Below are 19,161 nucleotides of genomic sequence, written 5' to 3' on the forward strand. Positions count from 1 at the left end.
GTGCAGACAATCACACCGGCATAAGCTTCAGAATCGTCTCGATGATGATTCCGATGATCGGCAAGGCAAGCACCATAATCAACACTTTCCCCGCCAGCTCAATCTTCGAGGCAATGCTGTCCTGTCCCGCATCCCTCACAATCTGGGCACCAAATTCTGCTATATAAGCAATTCCTATAATCTTCAAGACAGTCTTGAAATAGATCATGTCCATGCCTGAGGAGCGAGCCAATCGTTCCAGCATGGCAATCACGCTACCGATCTTCCCGATCAGCATGAGAAATATCAAGATTCCGGTCGCGGTCGCTATCAGAAATGCGAACATCGGTTTTTGCTCTTTAATTGTTAGAATGAGTACCGTAGCGATCAGTCCGAAGCCGACAACCTGAATGATTTCCACAGGCTTCACCTACTGAAACAAAAATATGGATTTAATCTCTTGCAGCAGCTCATCAAGCAGCCGGACCACCATAAAGAGAACAACCACAAACCCGATTACAGTGACCCAATGAGCCATATCTTCCTTGCCCATCTGCTTGAGCACGGTATGGATCATCGCAATGATGATCCCGATTCCCGCGATTTGGAATATTGCGTTAACCTCCAGATTCATTCGAGCACCTCGCTAATACCAGCATTTTGCATCCTGGGAATAGTCCTGCTATCAGGTACAATATATAGGCGAACTTACACGTTTCGATATATATTGAGGGATTGACGATCGCTTGATCTGTGAAGATGCAAAATGCTCTAATACATCAAAATGACGATTAATGCTCCGATCAGCAGCCCCATATTTCTGCTCAGCTTCTCATACTTCATCTGCTCACTTTGCGCCGTCGCCTCCTCATGCTTGAGCTGCTGTACAGCTAAGGTGATATGTCTTAGTTGATCCTCTCGGTCACTAAGACCCAGGCTATAAGCGAGCTGCAGCATCGTATCGCGCTCTGGGTTCTTCATGCTGGTGCTTCCCCAGCTCTTGTGAATCGCCTGATGCAGACTGTCTCTGGCCGTCAGCCCTGAGGCGGGCTGCATGGCATCTGCGGCCTGTTCGAAGAGCTCTCGCAAGGGCTTGCTCATCGGCATGGCGGCCTTCTTCAGCGCTTCCGGTAGAGGAGTAAGGCCATAACTAATCTCAGTGACCAGACGCTGTAGTCCGAGGATCATCTCCCGGATCTGTCTGGGCCGCTCAGCAAAATGTCTTGCCCGGTGCCAGCCGGCGACCGTTGCCGCAAGCATGATCAGGATCGCTCCCAGCAGCTTACCCATACCCTCGGCCTCCTGGCGGTGACTCAGCAATCGTCATCATTCGCTGCTTAGCATCCGCTATACGGAAGGACACTCCCCGGCTCGTCCGCTCAAGCTGGACATACATCTGAAATATCTGCTGAGTCGTCACGCTGGCAAGCCCTGGCCTTGCAGCTACCTCGGCTAGATCCCTGCCGTGAACTGAGGCAATGACACTGATCCCCGCATAGAGCGCTTCACGTACAGCATCTGCATCCTCAGGACGACCGATCTCATCTACGATCAGCACGTCAGGAGACATGGAGCGAATCATCATCATCATGCCTTCTGCCTTGGGACATCCATCCAGCACATCCGTTCGGGGCCCGACATCGAATCCAGGAAGTCCCTTGTAGCTGCCTGCAATCTCGGATCGTTCGTCAATGATGCCTACCTTCATTCCCATAGGCACCCCTCCCTTACGGCTCTGCCAGCCTTGACTCAGCTGTCTTGCGAGATCACGCAGCAGTGTTGTCTTTCCTTGCTGTGGAGGCGAGATGATTAAGGTATGCAGGACTCGCTTCGTCTTGGTATCGAGCAGGTACGGAAGGATTCTGTCGGCTACGCCCGGGACAGCACGTGCAATACGGATGTTAAAGCTATTGATATCCCGCAGATGTTCGACCCGACCTCCACCTAGTACAGTCCTTCCAGCCAGCCCGACCCGGTGACCGCCAGGAAGTGTAATGAATCCTTTTCGCAGCTCCTCCTCCAGCGTATAGAGAGAATGGTTGCTGATCAGATCCAGTAGCCTGTGTGTATCCTCCCGTCCTGGCTTGTACGCCTCCGGTTCCTCGTGTGTTGTTCGGCCATCCTCCGTAACAAAATAATGCTCACTCCCTGCATTTATTTCCAGTGGCCTCTGTTCCCTCACCCTGACTTCCTCCAGACGCTCAAAGAGCGTCACTGGAAGCTTTCTCAGCATCATGTTCAGAGGCTCCGGGATAAAATCGAGCCATTGCATTACCATCCTGCTTCCTCCTAACCCAGTCTGCTCTAGCTGACTTCTATCTCTTAAGACAAGTCTATGCTTGGACGAAGCGATTATGACAGGATTCAAAAGAGAGAATATAAGTGCACGTAAAAAAACAACGGTAGCTCTGAATTGAATCAAAGCTACCGTTGCATAAGCACGAGATCATACTTTCTGGGGCATGCTCCCAATCTCGTAAAATATTCAATTATCGTTGTAATCTACTATCTGCGTTCTTGTGGTCCGCCTACGCTAACTTGCTCTTCGGTATCGAGATTGTATGCTGTATGAAGCGCTCTGATCGCATCATGCAGCTTCTCTCCATCAATGACACAAGACACCTTGATCTCCGAAGTACTGACCATCTTAATGCTGACGCCAAGCTTCGACAATACTTCGAACATACTAGCTGCTACACCAGGATGGCTTACCATGCCAGCACCTACGATAGAGATCTTCACAAGCCCGTCCTCCGTTGTCACCTCACGGTACGGTACCTCTTGACGAATACCTTCCAGAACCTTGACAGCTGCAGCCTGATCCGACAGTGCCACTGTGAAGGAGAAGTCTGCTTTCCCTTCCATTACACCGCTTTGGACAATGATATCCACATCGATCTTGGCATCCGCCAGCGCTCCGAATACTTGAGCCAGCACACCGGGCACATCCACTACTCCCAGGATGCTGATGCGCGCTACATTTTTATCATATGCAATGCCGCTAACCACTACACCTTGCTCCATGACTGCTTCCTCCTTCACAACCGTTCCTTCATTATAATTGAAACTGGACCGCACTATCAGCGGTACCTTGCTGTGCTTGGCATATTCCACAGCACGAGGATGCAGGACTGCTGCTCCGAGGTGGGCCAGTTCAAGCATTTCATCATAAGAGATTTCCTGCAGCTTGCGCGCAACCTTTACAATCCGCGGATCTGTCGAATAGATGCCGTCTACATCTGTATAGATTTCACACGCATCTGCCTTGATGGCACCGGCCAACGCAACGGCTGTCGTATCTGATCCACCCCGTCCCAAGGTGGTAATCTCGCCACTCTCGGACTGACCCTGGAATCCGGCCACGATGACAATCTTGCCTGCTGCCAGCGCTTCAAGTACACGTGCTGGCTTAATATCCAGAATGCGCGCACGCCCATGCTCGGATTCAGTTACAAATCCAGCCTGCCAGCCAGTGAATGAGATCGCTTCTCTGCCTAACTGATGCAGGGCCATAGACAACATGGCAATGGAGATCTGTTCCCCGGTCGTCATCAGCATATCCATCTCTCTTGCAGGAGGATTCTCATTGAGCAGCTTGGCTTGATCGATGAGATCATCCGTCGTATCACCCATAGCAGACACAACCACTACGCACTTGTGCCCTTCATCTTGTTTTTCCGCAATGCGTTTGGCAACACGCTTCATTCGCTCCGTATCTCCTACAGAGCTGCCTCCAAACTTCATAACATACAAAGACAAAGCTATTTCACTCCCTCAAACTACACATTATGCAGTGTTTTCCAAGCTGTACCCCGAGCGAATAGACATCCACGGGCATAACTTTAATACAGTATAATACGAAAGTATTACCGTGTTCCATTGTTTTTTTACAGAAGTGTTTATCCGTATCACATTATCCATGAGGGTCATACATCTCTGTTTAAATAGGCCGAAAAGCTTATACTAAAAAACCTGCCTTGAAGAAGGCAGGTCTAGAGTAATAATCAACTATGCACGGGAGATGTATTTTCCGTCACGAGTATCAACGAGCAGAACATCGTCCTGGTTAATGAACAGTGGAACCTGTACATTCAGACCAGTTTCAACCTTAGCATTCTTGGTTGCACCAGTAGCTGTATTTCCTTTGATACCTGGCTCAGTCTCAACTACCTTCAGCTCCACGCTGGTAGGCAGGTTGATCCCGAGGATTTCGCCCTGGTAGCTGACGATATGAACGTTCATGTTTTCTTTGAGGAAGTTCAATTCCCATTCCAGCTGCTTGCTGTCCAGTGTGAATTGATCGTAAGTCTCGTTGTCCATGAAGGTATGCTCGTCTGCACTTGCATACAGATAGGATACACCACGATTCTCGATTTGAGCACGTCCGATTGTCTCACCTGCACGGAACGTACGCTCTACTGTATTACCATTACGCAGATTCTTCAGCTTGGAGCGGACAAAAGCTGCGCCTTTACCTGGCTTTACGTGCTGGAAATCCAGCACGGTAAAAATGTCACCGTCTACCTCTACGGTAAGACCTGTCTTAAAATCGTTAACGTTAATCACTAAAATACCCCTCCTAAGGTGTCCATCAATACCCTCTGCACCACTTTATGTTGCTGAGGTTCACTGCCATATTTACACAATGGTAAATTCCTTGCTTGAGCTGGTCAATATGCGAATACCATTATCGGTAATGACAATGTCATCTTCAATCCGCACACCACCGAGTCCTGGCAAATAAATGCCTGGCTCCACTGTTACCACCATGCCTGGCTTTAATACATCATCACTCAGCTTGGACAGACGTGGGGATTCATGTACCTCCATACCCAAGCCATGTCCGGTACTATGCCCGAAATATTCCCCGTACCCATGTCTCGTAATGACATCACGGGCCAGAGCATCCGCTTCACGCCCTGTCATGCCTGCACGGATATGCTCCAGCGTGTGAAGCTGTGCCTCCAGCACGACATCATAGATCTCCCGCAGCTTAGGAGCAAGCTCACCTGTTGCCACTGTACGAGTCAGGTCAGAGCAATAGCCGTCCAGCAGTGCCCCGAAATCGAAGGTAATCAGCTCATTCTTCTGCACTGCCTTGCTGCTCGCTACGCCGTGAGGCAATGCCGAGCGCTCGCCTGAAGCAACAATGGTGTCGAAGGAGGAGGAAGTGGCCCCACGGCTTCTCATGAAGAATTCCATCTCGAGATCGAGCTCACGCTCCGTAATTCCCGGCTTGATCTTGGGAAGAATATGAGCAAATGCAGCATCAGCTAGATCTGCAGCACGCTGCATCAATTCAATCTCATTCGCATCCTTGTACAGACGCAATCCCTCGACCAGGCCCGATACCGGAACAAGCTCGATTGTCGCCAGCTTCTCGCCATATGCAGTGTAGCTGCTATAGCTTACATGCTCCTGCTCGAATCCCAGCTTGGTAATACTACGTGCTGTAAGCAGCTCTCTTACCGTATCCATGACCTGCGGTGCATGCTCAACCACCTGAAAATCAGGGGCTTGTGCAGGAGCCTGTGTCATATAGCGGAAATCAGTAAGCAGAATACTGTCATGCTCCGTAACCAGCACATAGCCTGCTGATCCGGTAAAGCCGGTCAAATAGCGACGGTTCACAGGGCTTGCAACTAGCATAGCCTGTACATTTCGTTCACTCATAGCGTGACGAAGCTGATTCACACGATTGTTCATGATCGGTCAATCCTCTCTTTTCGGTCTTGCAAGACTTACAGATTCCCCAAATTACCAAAAGCTATTTTACCACACGATGCATATGCTTGAGAAGTTTTTGTTCTTGCTCACGCTCGCTTCCTTATATACATACATCCTAGATAAGCTCTTCATCCCATCATTCAGAGCTTGTTAGTTTGTCCGTATCACGTACTCGATCATCTGTGAACTCCACTGAAATGGTGTAGCCAATGAATAATCCCCAGATTAACATCAGGCAAAAATCTGTGAATATCGAATCCCAGGTGGAGCGGTTAACGGGCGACATCATACCAAGCTTGGGTCCAGCCAGCACAAACAGGATTGCCCACCATACCACACCGTAAATCAGACCTGGATACGGCCCTTTCAAAGTCTTGATCGTTAGTGCATACAGGAGAGAGGCCAGCACCGAGAAGGCGATGAAGAACAATAGGCCCGTAATCTGTCCAGCACCGCTGACAATAAAGGAGTGGCGAAAAAAAGGCTCAGCCAGAAACCCCGGCTCCACCCGCGTAAAATGCATGTAGTGGCTTAACCAGCGTACACAACCCCAGATGACCCCGGCGAAAAAGCCCGTCAGCATGGAGAAGCTAACGACCGAGGTTTTTCCTTCCGACACCTGATTGGCAATACCCATGCGCCGCTTATTTCCATCATGCTGCCTGCTTCCGATCTGCTGTCTATGCTCCATTAGTTACCGTACCTCCTGAATTGTAGCGACATCGTTTTTTGTAGTATGTTCATCGGCTAGAAATGTTATTGAAAATTCGATACAATAAATGCAGACACAGCATTTTTACACACTGCTGATCGTAAGATAATCATTTCATAATCAGATAGGGAACGCTGATAACAGCATCCCGGAATGGAAGGTGAACCGTTTGTCTCAGACATCCAAACCCGCCATCTACGGTGGTCAGGCGGTGATTGAAGGTGTGATGTTCGGCGGCAAGCGTGTCAACGTCACAGCCGTACGCCGCAAAAATGGCGAGATCACATATCTAGAGGTACCGCGTAAAGAGCAGCCCTTGCTGAACAAGCTTCGCAAGATTCCACTATTGCGTGGGATTGTCAGCATCATAGATTCCAGTGCCAAAGGAACACGACATCTGAATTACTCAGCAGACGCCTATGCAGATGATGAGCTTGATCCAGAGGAGCGCGCGGAGCAAAAAGCTAAAGAAGAATCCAAGTGGAGCCTGAGCATGATTATCGGAGTGGCTGCCGTCGGCATTCTATCTTTTCTATTTGGTAAAATTGTACTGACGCTCGTCCCAGTCATGGTTGAGGAATTTCTCTTCGGCAACCTGTTCACAAGCCAGGTGCTTCATAACATGTTGGAAGGTGTCATTAAGCTGATCTTGCTGCTCGCTTATCTGTGGGGAATTTCTCAGACTCCGATGATTAAGAGACTGTTCCAATATCACGGTGCAGAGCATAAAGTAATAAGTGCCTATGAAGCTGGCGAAGAGCTTACACCTGAGAAGGTGCAGAAGTACAGTCGACTTCACTATCGCTGCGGCAGTAGCTTCATTATGTTGACGGTCATTATCGGTGTTATTGTGTATTCCTTGTTCCCTTATGACAACATCTGGGAGCGGATGGGTCAGCGAATATTGCTGCTCCCGCTGGTGCTTGGTCTGTCCTTCGAGCTGCTGAGAATTACGAATGCTCTTAGAGACATTCCGGTGCTTCGTTATTTGGGATATCCTGGCCTGTGGCTGCAGCTGCTCACTACCAAGGAGCCTAGCAATGATCAGGTTGAGGTATCCATCGCTTCCTTCAAGCGTATGCTTGCCTTGGATGCGGAGCTTGAGAAGAATCCTGTGCAAGAACAATGGAGTAGCTCATCTCTCGATCCTGTGAAAGGGTGAATCAATGATGATCAGACATGCGGTGATCTTCTATGTAAGTATTGCACTGGCAGTCTGGGGGATTGCAGACGTCCTGATTCGGGGTGATTTCGGTTCATTAATGATGCTAATGATTCCGATCGCCATTTTTGGTGTCGTATTTCTGCTGTATAAGTTCCCTCCAGGCAGTCGTAGACGTAAGAAGATGCCCAAGGTGAAGCCGTCCGCACGTACCATGGCTAAGGTAGCGAGCAGTCGCAAGGCTCAACCATCGAAGAAGCGCAAGGAATATCCTTTCTACGTCATTGAAGGCCAAAAAGGCAAAGAAGACGAGGACATCCCTAAATATCACTAGCATTCATACAAAACGGTCAAAGTCAAGCACTCTTAGAGTGCTGAGCTTTGACCGTTTTTTGTTAAGAACATGGAATTTATATGGTTGCAGCGAAGCTGGACAATTCGATACTCGATGATCGCAAGCAAAACTTCAGTTAAACGCGGTCTGGCTTCTGTGCGTCGATAGACGTTTTTCCATGCCTATAGTTATGGCTATGCTTATAGCCCTCTCGATCACCATGGTAATTGTTATGACGATGGTTATGGCTATTTCATTGCGAAAGCCGAGTCCTTCAGTAGCTGGAACTTCTTGAACTGCGTCTGGTAAGCAGCAACGCTCCAATTGCGGAAGAAATCATTGCCTGCGTGCAGGCCTGATGCATACAGCTGCTCTCCCTGTTCAGGGGATAGATTGAACTGCGTCGTGCGCACACCCAAGGCAGGAATCTTGATCGTACGGTAGCGATTCTCCTGCTCGATATATCGCTCATCGTGTGCAGACAACATCGTGTCCACAATCGCCTGTAGCATACTGAGTGGTCCACGAATGAAGGCAGTCTTGGTCTCGTTTTTCCCCACAATCTGAAAGCCTACTGTAGGTATATCCTCCGCTCGTTTTCCCTTCGCTGCACGCTCCTGATCGAATAGCCATAGCGGCAGGTTGCTGAGAATGGCTCCATCGACCACATAGACGAATTGATTAGAGAACTCCTGCCCTTTGGCCAGCTTGGTATTGAGCCGGATCATAACCGGATCGAAGAAATACGGAATACTTGTGCTCATCCGGATGGCCTTCGCTACCTCAAACGAATGCGGCTCTAGCCCAAAGCGATTCACATCATCAGGGAGTACTAGGATGCGTCCGTTGGTAATATCGGATGCAATGACCCGCAGCTTGCCTGGTGGAAGATCTCCAAAGGTTCGAATGCCTTTAGCTCTAAGTAACTCACGGACCCAATGTTCTAGTGCCTCTCCAGAGTACAGTCCCTTTTTCAACCAGATTCGCGCAGCGGGACCAACCCATTTTACATTGAACAAGGGAGAACGGTACAGCAAGCTAACGAATGGCGTCTCCAGAATTAGCTCCTTCATTTCCTCTCCAGTGTACCCCGCGGCAATGAGGGCAGCGACAATCGCACCAGAGGAGGTACCGGCCAATCGATTGAATACAACTCCGTTCTGCTCAGCTGCCCGAACCGCACCAGCCAGCGAAATCCCTTTCATCCCTCCGCCTTGAAATACACCATTCATAAGCATGATAAATAACCCCCGTTCCCGTTGTGATACATGTATATGGGAACAGGGGTTGTTTATATGCGAATCATTTATATGCGTAATTATTAGTGCAATGGCGCAAGTATAACATTAGAAGCGACTAGGGTACTTGTGGAGATCAATACTCTCCGGGGTGTCCATGTAGCTTGCATCTGCTCTGACAACGACCGTGCCTGCAATCATATCATGAAGTGAACGCTTATCTTGCCTGAAGATAACCATGAAGAGGCTAACAATATAACCAATACCAAATGTAAAAACATATGCAATTCCCGCTACGAGTACCCGTAATAGCATGTTACCAATGTTAGGCGACTCAAGTGTCGTGTACTTGGCAATTCTAATACCACAGATGCGTTTTCCAATCGTTCTGCCATTCCAAAAAACAGGGAGCAACAAGGCATACAGGAAATACACCAGATTTACTATATTTTTAATAGTTTCATCTCTTCCACTGCTTTCCTCTATGACTGTTCCGGTGTATCCTTCCACAAATCCATTCATGAATCCGCCAAAAAAGCCCAGACCAAAGGACAAGGGAAGTACGATTATCAACATATCCAGAGCAAATGCCCCTAATCGTATCCAAAATCCAGCTTCTCTTTTCATCTCTATTAATCCTCCCCAATCTTTTCATCAAGTTCCACACTCAGGAAGCTGGAATCTGACCATCTCAATGTAGCCACTACGACCAAGCAAGTCAAGGAATTTATTGTAAAATGAGCTTTGGAACTCCTAAATCGCCTCAATCATTCAAAATCAGATTTGTACAACCCACGCTATTGGCATCATGGATTGAGTTATTACTAGCCAAGAGTACACATAAAAAAACTGCGCTTCGCTGTAGGCAATACCTACACACGAAACGCAGTTTATTAGTTCTAAGCTTAGTATAGATCCACATGATTTTGATCACAAATCTTAATGCATAGAACCTTGCTGACCTTGTCCTGTCACCTTCACACGCTTGATGAAGAAAGCAACGATCAGACCGAGCACAGCAAGCAGCAGCGCGAACAAGAAGGCACTTTGAGCACCTGCAGTATAGGCCAGTTGTTCGGTTGCCATCGCAGGATCCGTTACACTATTCAAATAACGAGTCTGCCCTGCCGCCAGAATACTCACGGCAAGCGCTGTTCCGATCGCTCCAGCTACCTGCTGTAACGTGTTCATAATCGCTGTACCATGTGGGTAATATTCAATTGGTAATTGATTCAGACCATTCGTCTGAGCTGGCATCATAACCATCGAAATCCCGATCATCAGGAAGATGTGCAGTGCTACAATCAATCCGAATGGGGTTGTGTTATCAATACCCGACAATACGAACAGGACAATAGAAATTACAGCCATCCCGATAATAACAAGCCAACGTGGGCCGAATTTGTCAAACAATCTTCCCATAAATGGAGAGAGGAATCCATTCAGCAGACTTCCTGGTAGCATCACAAGACCCGCCGCGAGAGCTGTAGCCTGAAGTCCCTGTTGCAGGAACATCGGCAAGATCAGCATGGTGGACAGCATCATCATCATACAAATGAAAATCAGCACCAGACCAATCGTGAACATCGGATATTTGAAGGCGCGCAAATCCATCAGCGGTTGTGGCATGCGAAGCTGACGAATCGCGAACCAGAGCAGCGAGATACCACCGATCACAATTGCTGCAATGACATTCGGACTTGTCCAGCCCGCAGCCCCGTCACCGTGGCCGCCTGCACTACTGAAACCATACACAATTCCACCAAAGCCCAGTGTAGACAGAACTAAGGACAGCACATCAATCTTTGGCTTGGTCAACGTCGAGATATTCGGCATGAACAGCAGACCGAACAGCAGGGAAATAACAAAAAACGGCAGAGAAATCCAGAAAATCCAATGCCAGCTAAGATTCGCAAGAATAAGACCAGATACGGTAGGACCACTAGCTGGCGCGAACATGATCACGAGACCAATCAGCCCCATGGCAGCTCCCCTTTTCTCAATCGGGAAGATCACCAGAATCGTATTGAACAGCAGCGGTAGCAGCAATGCTGTACCAGTCGCCTGCAGTACGCGTGCCACCATCAGTACTTCAAAGCTTGGGGCTATAGCAGCAACTATGGTGCCTGCAATAGAAAATATCAATGATGTCGTGAACAGCTGTCTGGTTGAGAACCATTGCAGCAATAGTCCAGATGTAGGAACCAATATCCCCATGACCAGCAGATACCCTGTGGTCAGCCATTGAATAGTAGTAGGACCTACCTCAAGCAGTCTCATGAGTGGAGTCATGGCTACATTTAGCGCCGTCTCACTGAACAGTCCCATAAATCCACTGAGCAGCATGGCGAATAAAATGGGCAATACCTTATATTGTTTGTTATCTTTCTCTTGTTGTTGATCTTTAGTAAGATCGGCATTCATGGTCGCTTCCACGATCCATCCTCCTCTATCCAATGATAAGTCAAACCAAATAAATTACGCTTTAAGTTCAACCTATCTCTCTGTAAATATTCTGTGTAATGCCAAAAACTAAGCCTCTTGCGCAGGAGTCCTTGCCACTTTGACCAAGAATTCGGCCGCCGTGAGTAGCGGTGTCTTGTCCTGGCGAGTCAAGCTAATAATCAAGGCTCCCTCCATGAGGGAAATAATAAGCAGGGCAATCTCCTCAGCTTGTTGATCAGAGAAGCCGTCTTTGTGTAGACTTTCAGAAATAATCTCTTGCCAATCCACAAATACAGCCTGAGATGCCTCACGCAGACGCGGACTGACACAGGCCGTCTCTACAGCTGCCCACAGGCTGAAGGGCATGAACCCGGTATAGCCGTTGCTCTCCGCTTCATCCGCCATGGAACGAATAAAAGCCTGAATCGCATCGGCAGTATTGTCGTACTTTGCAAAAAACTCCTCAAACCGGCTCTTTATGTGTAGATTGGTCTGATGAATGCATTCATGAGCTAGCTCTTCCTTGCCCTGAGGGAAATAATGGTATAGGGAACCCTTTGGCGCCTGACTTTCCTTCAGAATCTGGTTCAGACCTGTAGCATGATAGCCTTGTGAGAAGAATAATCTTGCGGCTGTATCAATGATTAAGTCCTTCGAGCTATTTTTTTTCACACACACACTCACACCCTTAAAATTTAATATAACAATTGGTCTACATAACTATATCATGACAAGCGGCTAAAAAGTCAAGAAAAAAGAAGGAACCGCCATACGACGAATCGTATAGCGGCTCTGAATCTTGCCACTGCAGGCAGCTGCAGAAGCAGCTATGGGCTCTATTCCCCGATGATAATTACCTCGGTCTCCAGCTCAACCTGGAATTTCTCACGGACACGCTGCTGTACCAATGCGATCAGATCAATATAATCTTGGGCAGTAGCATGGTCCACGTTCACAATGAAGCCTGAATGCTTCGTAGACACCTCTGCACCACCAATTCGAGTTCCCTGAAGATCACAATCCTGAATCAGCTTACCTGCAAAATATCCTGGCGGGCGCTTGAACACACTTCCGCATGAAGGGTATTCCAACGGCTGCTTCGATTCTCTCGCCAGAGTTAGCTCCTCCATCTTGGCACGAATGAGCGCCGGGTCCCCAGGAGTCAACTGAAATGTCACGTCGACAATAATGTCTCTTGTCTGCATGAACCTGCTATGACGATAAGCCAGCTCCATTTCATCCTTGCTCATCACCACGATCTCACCTTGCTCAGTCACGATGGTAGCACTGATGACTACGTCCGTCATCTCCCCTCCGTAAGCACCCGCATTCATGTATAGAGCCCCACCGGTAGAGCCGGGGATACCACAGGCAAATTCCAGTCCCGTCAAGCTTGCTCGTAGCGCGGCCCGCGAGACTTCAATAATAGAGGAGCCTGCCTGTGCCTTCATAATGCCTTCATGGATATCAATTCCATTCAAATGCTGAAGAGACATGGTCACACCACGAATCCCGCCGTCTCTGACAATCATATTGGAGCCATAGCCAAGGATCGTCAGCGGAATGTCATGTGCCTTCGTTCGCTGAACAATGGTTGCGACCTCCTCCACCGCGGTGGGGAACATCAGCAGATCCGCTGCACCGCCTAGGCGGGTATATGTATGCTTCGAGATAGGCTCTGCGTATTTTGTGTGTGCCTCAGGAAAATCACTAAATACTTTTTTGCATAAATCTTGATAGGAATTCATCATTTCAACCACCTTGTTAAGTTCGCATGGAACATTATATCATACGCCGCATTCTCATCCTATGCACAAAGTAATACATTTGAACGTTTGCCAAAAAAACAAATTCCTGACTGCTTCAAAGATGTATAATAGAAAATCATATGGGAAAAGGGATGTCTAATTTTATGCTACAGGTTCTGAACCAACGATTGAATCGTATTATGCCCCTTATTACACCAGCCAGCATTTTGATTGGTGTGCTGTGTGGAAGTATGCTTTCGCCTTATACGTTTTTATCTCCATGGCTGTTTGCATTCATGACCTTTGCAGGCAGCATCAGTCTGAGCTTTCGTGATTTAGTAGGCGTTCTGCGGAAGCCGCTGCCTCTAATTGTATGTCTGTTTATTTTGCATCTTGCCATGCCGTTGGTCGCCTTGGGGCTAGGTCATCTCGTATATCCGACAGACGCCTATACCATTACCGGAATGGTGCTAGCCGCTGTGATACCAACCGGGATTTCCAGCTTTATCTGGGTGTCGATCTATCGTGGCAATATTGCACTCACACTTAGCATCATTCTGATTGACACGTTGCTTGCTCCGTTTATCGTTCCAGGCATTATGTCATTATTGCTCGGCACGAGTATCCAGCTGGATTCGGCCGCTATGATGGGCAGTCTGTTCTGGATGATTGTCGTTCCTTCTCTGGTCGGAATGATGTTAAATGAATGGACCAAGGGTGCTATTGCACCGATTTGGGGACCTAGGCTGAACCCTTTCTCCAAGCTGTTCATGGCTGTTGTTGTTGCCATTAATGGCTCGGTGGTTGCACCCTATCTCACGAATATTGACTGGCCGCTCGTCGGCATGGCCCTCGTCATTGTTTTACTGGCAGCCATAGGCTACTTATTATGCTACTTGAGCTCTCGCTTACTGAGATGGAATGAAGCCGATCAGGTAGCTCTTATGTTCAATGGGGGAATGCGGAATATTAGCGCAGGCGCTGTACTCGCTGTTACGTTCTTCCCTCCTCCAGTTGCCGTTCCGGTTGTGCTGGGAATGGTCTTTCAGCAAATGATGGCTTCCTTGATTGGCTACTTGCTCGGTCGCCGTACAGAGCTGCGACAGGCTGCCAACAAAGCCACCGTAGCATAGTTGAACACAGTGAAGCAATGCACTATAAGTGAACATCGTTATGGAACAACTGAGCTTCAGCTTCTCAGCAAAAACAGCAGCGAAGACCCAAGCATGTCGGGTGTCGCTGCTGTTTTTGCTATACATTTTATTGATAATAGGATTTGAGAAGCTCACTCAGACCGAGTGGATTTTTGCGTAAATGCTGGGCACTGAAGAAAATGTCTCCCTTAACCTCAGGGTAGCTCTCATTCCATGCTAACTGATCAATAATTTGCTGAGCTGTCTGCCAGCCCTTCTCAGGCGTACCTAATTTGTACGGGGCATGACCAATATACAGCTTGACATTCGTTCCCTTCACTTCCCCAGCCCACCAGGATACCAACGTATCATAAGGTGCAGCCGCGAAGCCAATACTCCAATAGACCTGTGGAACAACATAATCAATGTATTCCTGCTTGATCCAGGTACGTACATCTGCGAAGGTCGTATCGTATGCCGTTACGCCTGCCTTTGTGTTCGAGCCTGTGATATCTACCGATTTATTCCGCCATACACCGAATGGGCTAATCCCGAATTCAACCTTCGGCTTGCTGGCATGGATAGATGCACCTAGCTCTTTAACGAACACATTGATATTGTTCCGACGCCAGTCACCCTTATTCGAGAAGACGCCATTAGACTCCTTATATGTCGCCTCATCATTAAAGCTCCCGCTGTATGGATAGAAATAGTCATCCAGATGCACACCGTCAATATCATAATTGTTCACGACCTCCATGATCGCATCAATAATGTGCTGACGCGCTTGCGGTATTCCTGGGTTAATGTACAGCTGGCTTCCTGTATTCACGATCCAGTTCGGGTGCTCGTTCACCACATGATTGCTAGCGAGTCCCGTCTTGGCACTGGTCGTATTAGCCCGGAACGGGTTGAACCACGCATGGAACTCCATCCCTCTGGCGTGTGTTTCTTCAATCATGAAGGCTAATGGATCATAGCCAGGGTCCTTCCCCTGTGTGTTGGTCAAGTACCTACTCCAGGGAACTAGCTTGGAGGTATAGATCGCATCACCGCTTGCCCGTACCTGAACAAATACCGCATTGATGCCCATAGCTTGCAGATCATCCAGTAGCGCTGTGAATTCCTGACGCTGCTTCTGAGCACTATTCTTGGCTGATGCCGATGGCCAGTCACCGTTAACAGTCGCTACCCAGGCTCCCCTCATGGAGGAAGAGGCTTGTACAGCAGGTGTTGGACGTGAGCTGCCAGAATCCGTAGATGGAGTAGCCGTATTTCCCGGCAAAGAAGGAGCTATGCTTCCTTGACCTGACCCGGATTGCAGTGTAATCCATCTTGTCGAAGCATTCCAATCCACCTGTAGACCAAGCGTTTCCCCTATGAAGCGCAGCGGTACCATCACTCGTCCATTTCTAGTCTGCACAGCTGAATCCAGTGCGACGGGGCTACCATTCACCAGTGCAGATCGATCCCCCCTGCTCATCATGAGCTGAGTGTCGTTCCCCGTAATGATTACTGTCTCCGTGGCTTGCTGCCAGTCTACAGAGGCACCTAGTCCGTTACTTATGACTCTAAGAGGAACCATCGTTACATTATTGCTTGTTATGTACGGCGCCACATCGCTATCAAGCGTCTGTCCATCAAGTGCCAGTTGGATATCCTGAGCTGCCGCCGATATTGTCGTCTGTGCGAATATGCTGGATAGCAAGATTACGCAAATCATCCAAGTCTTGAACCATTTCTTGTACATCTCTGACCTCCGAAACATTCTATTCAGTTCTACAGCCAACAAGAGTTGTCTATAAAGGATAGACGTTCCAAAGGATACGTTGGTTGCGGTCTTCCGCAAAATAAAAAAAACGTCTAACGACGTACTTTCACAGAAGGCAGACCGCGCTTGGTTGAGGTTTCTTGCGATGATAGAATTGTTCAGCTCCGCTGAGAAATTATAAATTATATCATCTAAAAAAACGTCTTCAGACGTCAAGAAAAGGCAAGCAGACTCATGTTCCGTTGCAATAGCTTGTGATTCCTCATCAGGATTCCTTGGCAAGCTCCTCCTGAATATGACGAAGATCCTTAATTCGGCTATCATCCTGACGGAAATACTCCACAAGCGTCTCAATGCAAGTAATGGAGTTCCAGCTTAAGTGATGCTCAATTCCTTCGACGTCCCTATATATATGCTCCTCATCTACACCGATCAGTTCCAGAAATTCTTCTAGTAAATGATGGCGATCCACCAGGCGCTTGCCGACCTTCTTGCCCTTGGGAGTCAGAATCAAGCCTCTGTATTTCTCATATATCAAATATTCATCCTTATCCAGCTTCTGGATCATCTTCGTTACCGATGAAGGGTGTACTTCAAGACCTTCGGCAATATCCGAGACCCTTGCGTACCCTTTCTCATCAATCAACTTGTAAATTCGCTCCAGATAATCTTCCATGCTTGGTGTTGGCATTTTCTTTCCCTCTTTTCAGCGTTGTGCTGCTGTTACATTGCTTAAACCATGATACATGTTCTCAACACTCATTGGCAAGTCCTGTCACCCTTCGCTCACATGTATTGCCACGTTTGATCCCGCTAAATCAGCACATTCTAAGGATGTCATCCTAACCATTCTGCATGGTCAAAAAAAGGAGGGGATAAAGATCGGAGCAACCATAACCGAGACTCGTCCAGCTCGAACGTTAAAGCCCACCAAGCCGTTTATTCCCGATCTAGTTTATTTTGAGCCAGATGCCCTGAATTATCCCAAGGGACAGCATATTATGAACTGGGTCCAGGCACAAAATATTCCTTATCAGATGACAACCTCTCATAACCGAATTACCAACCTGCCGGGCGAAACAGATCAGGAGAAGTACCGTATGGCTAAAAGAACGCTAGTTGTGGGCCTCCGCAAGACGTTAACCTTTGACCAGTCAAAGCCCTCAGCAGAATATGCCATTCCGATCTCCACAGGTTGTATGGGGCATTGCCATTATTGCTATTTACAGACAACCCTAGGTGCCAAGCCTTATGTCAGAGTGTATGTCAATACCGACGATATCCTACAGTCCGCCAAGCAATATATTGAGGAAAGAGCACCAGAGATCACACGCTTCGAAGCAGCTTGTACATCCGATCCTGTAGGTCTGGAGCATATTACTGGCTCTCTGGGGGATCTGATTCAATTCATGGCCAAGGAAGAATTCGGTCGTCTTCGGTTCGTAACCAAATACCATCATGTGGAGCCGTTGCTGGGTCTGCAGCATAATGGACACACACGCATTCGTTTTAGCGTCAACTCGGACTACGTAATCAAACAATTTGAGCCGGGAACCTCACGCTTTCATGAACGTATTGAGGCCGCAGGTAAAGTAGCCGCAGCAGGCTATCCATTAGGCTTTATTATTGCCCCTATTATCTGGTATGACGGATGGGAACAAGGCTATGCTGAACTACTGGAGCGCCTGGCAGATACATTACCTCCTGAAGCCGAGCGGGATCTGACCTTCGAGATGATTCAGCACCGATTTACGAAGACCGCAAAGACCGTCATTGAGCAAAGATATCCCAAGACCAAGCTCGAAATGGATATCGAGAAACGAAAGAAAAAATGGGGGCGCTGGGGGCAAAATAAATATGTATACCCGGATGAACAGCAGCAGGCCCTGCGAGAGTTCATTACGGAACGGATATTTGAGCATTTTCCGAAGGCAAACATTGACTATTTCACATGATACTTGATTATTTCACAGGGTATAGACATTTATTCTCTAAATTTCAAAGAAAAAAAGAGGGTGTTCCGATTCTTCATTCGGGCACCCTGCTATCTACTCAACCTTATATATCGTTGTTCACTTAAATTATACATAGTAGTAGTTTGCTGTAGAGTCTTTACTCATATGAACATAATATTTGTAGTCTCATATAGCAGCTTGATCATCGTTGTCTCAGACTACAGCCGCAGCCAATTGGGGGTCACGCGCTGAAGCAGAATACTAAGGTCTGCCCAGTGGTCTGTAAGAAGCAAGAGCCCTGTTAGCACAAGCATCCCTCCGCCCAGCTTCATCAACCATGCCCCATATCGTCCCGATAGCCGTGGGCCTGAGCCCGCATATGCAGCGAGAATTAGAAAAGGGATGGCGAACCCTGCCACATAACAGGTCATTAGCCAGAACCACTGCTGATGCTCTACAGCAGCCAGGGCAATAATCGCAGCCAGCATCGGACCGATGCATGGTGTCCACCCTGCAGCAAAGCCGATCCCGACCAAAAGTGAGCCCACATACCCTACTGGCTTGATTCGTAGAGACACCCGATAATCCCTCATGAATAGATGAACCCGAAGCACATTCATGGCGACCAGTCCCATCAGGATCATACAGATCGCAGATATCCAGCGAAGCGTATCGCGGTACTGCCCGAACCAGTAGCTGAATAGACTTGCACTTGCGCCTAGCGAATAAAATACAGCCGAGAAGCCCAGGATAAATGCCACCGCATGAGTTAGCATCCTAACACGTCGCTCCTCCATGGCAAGCGAATTCTGCCCCCTATTCCCAGTTGGAATACCTGATATATAGGATAAATAGGCCGGGATAAGTGGTAAGCAGCATGGAGACAGCGCAGAGACGAGTCCAGCCATAAAAGCAATGCCCCAATGAATATCCGGCATATACCTCCCCCTTCTCGGG

At 48.1% G+C, this 19,161-nt stretch carries 20 protein-coding genes; 4 read left to right on the forward strand and 16 right to left on the reverse strand.

Features of this window, described 5'->3' with window-relative positions; all coding sequences use genetic code 11:
• Positions 1–10 precede the first annotated feature (10 nt).
• The 8 genes from spoIIIAD to MKX74_RS16490 form a co-directional block, all read right to left on the reverse strand.
• On the reverse strand, positions 11–400 hold the full coding sequence (spoIIIAD, locus tag MKX74_RS16455) for a stage III sporulation protein AD (protein WP_025681649.1): 390 nt from the start codon (positions 398–400) through the stop codon (positions 11–13).
• A 9-nt stretch (positions 401–409) separates the two neighbouring features.
• On the reverse strand, positions 410–613 hold the full coding sequence (gene spoIIIAC, locus MKX74_RS16460; RefSeq protein WP_018886390.1) for a stage III sporulation protein AC: 204 nt from the start codon (positions 611–613) through the stop codon (positions 410–412).
• A 137-nt stretch (positions 614–750) separates the two neighbouring features.
• On the reverse strand, positions 751–1,269 hold the full coding sequence (gene spoIIIAB, locus MKX74_RS16465) for a stage III sporulation protein SpoIIIAB (protein ID WP_341179157.1): 519 nt from the start codon (positions 1,267–1,269) through the stop codon (positions 751–753).
• Complete coding sequence (gene spoIIIAA / locus MKX74_RS16470; protein ID WP_197031804.1) at positions 1,262–2,251, reverse strand: stage III sporulation protein AA; 990 nt, start codon at positions 2,249–2,251, stop codon at positions 1,262–1,264. Before spoIIIAA ends, spoIIIAB begins: the two co-directional genes overlap by 8 nt.
• Positions 2,252–2,484: 233 nt before the next feature.
• Positions 2,485–3,738, reverse strand: coding sequence for an aspartate kinase (locus tag MKX74_RS16475; RefSeq protein ID WP_018886393.1), 1,254 nt, complete (start codon positions 3,736–3,738; stop codon positions 2,485–2,487).
• 249 nt (positions 3,739–3,987) lie between these two features.
• Positions 3,988–4,545 (reverse strand): elongation factor P, encoded by a 558-nt coding sequence (efp, locus tag MKX74_RS16480; protein WP_018886394.1) that lies wholly within the window; start codon positions 4,543–4,545, stop codon positions 3,988–3,990.
• 72 nt (positions 4,546–4,617) lie between these two features.
• Positions 4,618–5,688, reverse strand: coding sequence for a M24 family metallopeptidase (locus tag MKX74_RS16485; protein ID WP_026281249.1), 1,071 nt, complete (start codon positions 5,686–5,688; stop codon positions 4,618–4,620).
• A 154-nt stretch (positions 5,689–5,842) separates the two neighbouring features.
• Positions 5,843–6,397, reverse strand: coding sequence for a YqhR family membrane protein (locus MKX74_RS16490; protein ID WP_341179158.1), 555 nt, complete (start codon positions 6,395–6,397; stop codon positions 5,843–5,845).
• Positions 6,398–6,587: 190 nt separating this feature from the next.
• On the opposite strand from MKX74_RS16490, the gene MKX74_RS16495 reads away from it, so the two are divergent.
• Positions 6,588–7,580 carry a DUF1385 domain-containing protein gene (locus tag MKX74_RS16495; protein ID WP_018886397.1) on the forward strand — a complete coding sequence of 331 codons (993 nt, stop codon included), beginning with the start codon at positions 6,588–6,590 and terminating at the stop codon, positions 7,578–7,580.
• Positions 7,581–7,584: 4 nt separating this feature from the next.
• Positions 7,585–7,914, forward strand: a complete 330-nt coding sequence (locus tag MKX74_RS16500; RefSeq protein WP_445667277.1) for a hypothetical protein — start codon at positions 7,585–7,587, stop codon at positions 7,912–7,914.
• 248 nt (positions 7,915–8,162) lie between these two features.
• Here the strand turns inward: MKX74_RS16500 and MKX74_RS16505 are convergent, their stop codons facing one another.
• The 5 genes from MKX74_RS16505 to murB all read right to left on the reverse strand — a co-directional run bounded on the left by MKX74_RS16505 (position 8,163) and on the right by murB (position 13,345).
• Positions 8,163–9,152 carry a patatin-like phospholipase family protein gene (locus tag MKX74_RS16505; protein ID WP_341179159.1) on the reverse strand — a complete coding sequence of 330 codons (990 nt, stop codon included), beginning with the start codon at positions 9,150–9,152 and terminating at the stop codon, positions 8,163–8,165.
• Between the two features lie 108 nt (positions 9,153–9,260).
• Positions 9,261–9,779, reverse strand: a complete 519-nt coding sequence (locus tag MKX74_RS16510; RefSeq protein WP_445667278.1) for an RDD family protein — start codon at positions 9,777–9,779, stop codon at positions 9,261–9,263.
• Between the two features lie 312 nt (positions 9,780–10,091).
• Positions 10,092–11,576 carry a DHA2 family efflux MFS transporter permease subunit gene (locus tag MKX74_RS16515; RefSeq protein WP_051289583.1) on the reverse strand — a complete coding sequence of 495 codons (1,485 nt, stop codon included), beginning with the start codon at positions 11,574–11,576 and terminating at the stop codon, positions 10,092–10,094.
• A gap of 108 nt (positions 11,577–11,684) precedes the next feature.
• Positions 11,685–12,269, reverse strand: a complete 585-nt coding sequence (locus tag MKX74_RS16520) for a TetR/AcrR family transcriptional regulator (RefSeq protein WP_341179160.1) — start codon at positions 12,267–12,269, stop codon at positions 11,685–11,687.
• A gap of 164 nt (positions 12,270–12,433) precedes the next feature.
• Positions 12,434–13,345 carry a UDP-N-acetylmuramate dehydrogenase gene (gene murB, locus MKX74_RS16525; RefSeq protein ID WP_025681642.1) on the reverse strand — a complete coding sequence of 304 codons (912 nt, stop codon included), beginning with the start codon at positions 13,343–13,345 and terminating at the stop codon, positions 12,434–12,436.
• 164 nt (positions 13,346–13,509) lie between these two features.
• Here murB and MKX74_RS16530 point away from each other — a divergent pair, with 164 nt between their 5' ends.
• Positions 13,510–14,478, forward strand: a complete 969-nt coding sequence (locus MKX74_RS16530) for a bile acid:sodium symporter family protein (protein WP_018886404.1) — start codon at positions 13,510–13,512, stop codon at positions 14,476–14,478.
• Positions 14,479–14,605: 127 nt separating this feature from the next.
• On the opposite strand, the gene MKX74_RS16535 is transcribed toward MKX74_RS16530, so the two are convergent.
• Both MKX74_RS16535 and mntR read right to left on the reverse strand, forming a co-directional pair.
• Positions 14,606–16,201, reverse strand: coding sequence for a family 10 glycosylhydrolase (locus MKX74_RS16535; RefSeq protein WP_231505527.1), 1,596 nt, complete (start codon positions 16,199–16,201; stop codon positions 14,606–14,608).
• A 313-nt stretch (positions 16,202–16,514) separates the two neighbouring features.
• The gene (gene mntR, locus MKX74_RS16540) at positions 16,515–16,940 is read right to left on the reverse strand and encodes a transcriptional regulator MntR (RefSeq protein ID WP_018886406.1); all 426 of its coding nucleotides are present in this window, start codon (positions 16,938–16,940) and stop codon (positions 16,515–16,517) included.
• Positions 16,941–16,995: 55 nt separating this feature from the next.
• Here mntR and splB point away from each other — a divergent pair, with 55 nt between their 5' ends.
• Positions 16,996–18,204, forward strand: a complete 1,209-nt coding sequence (gene splB, locus MKX74_RS16545) for a spore photoproduct lyase (RefSeq protein WP_341179161.1) — start codon at positions 16,996–16,998, stop codon at positions 18,202–18,204.
• 218 nt (positions 18,205–18,422) lie between these two features.
• Here the strand turns inward: splB and MKX74_RS16550 are convergent, their stop codons facing one another.
• Positions 18,423–19,142: a cytochrome c biogenesis CcdA family protein gene (locus tag MKX74_RS16550; RefSeq protein ID WP_341179162.1), complete on the reverse strand. Its 720-nt coding sequence runs from the start codon at positions 19,140–19,142 to the stop codon at positions 18,423–18,425.
• Positions 19,143–19,161 lie beyond the last annotated feature (19 nt).

The organism is Paenibacillus sp. FSL K6-1230 (genome assembly GCF_038002385.1).
Taxonomy (GTDB): Bacteria; Bacillota; Bacilli; order Paenibacillales; family Paenibacillaceae; genus Paenibacillus; species Paenibacillus massiliensis.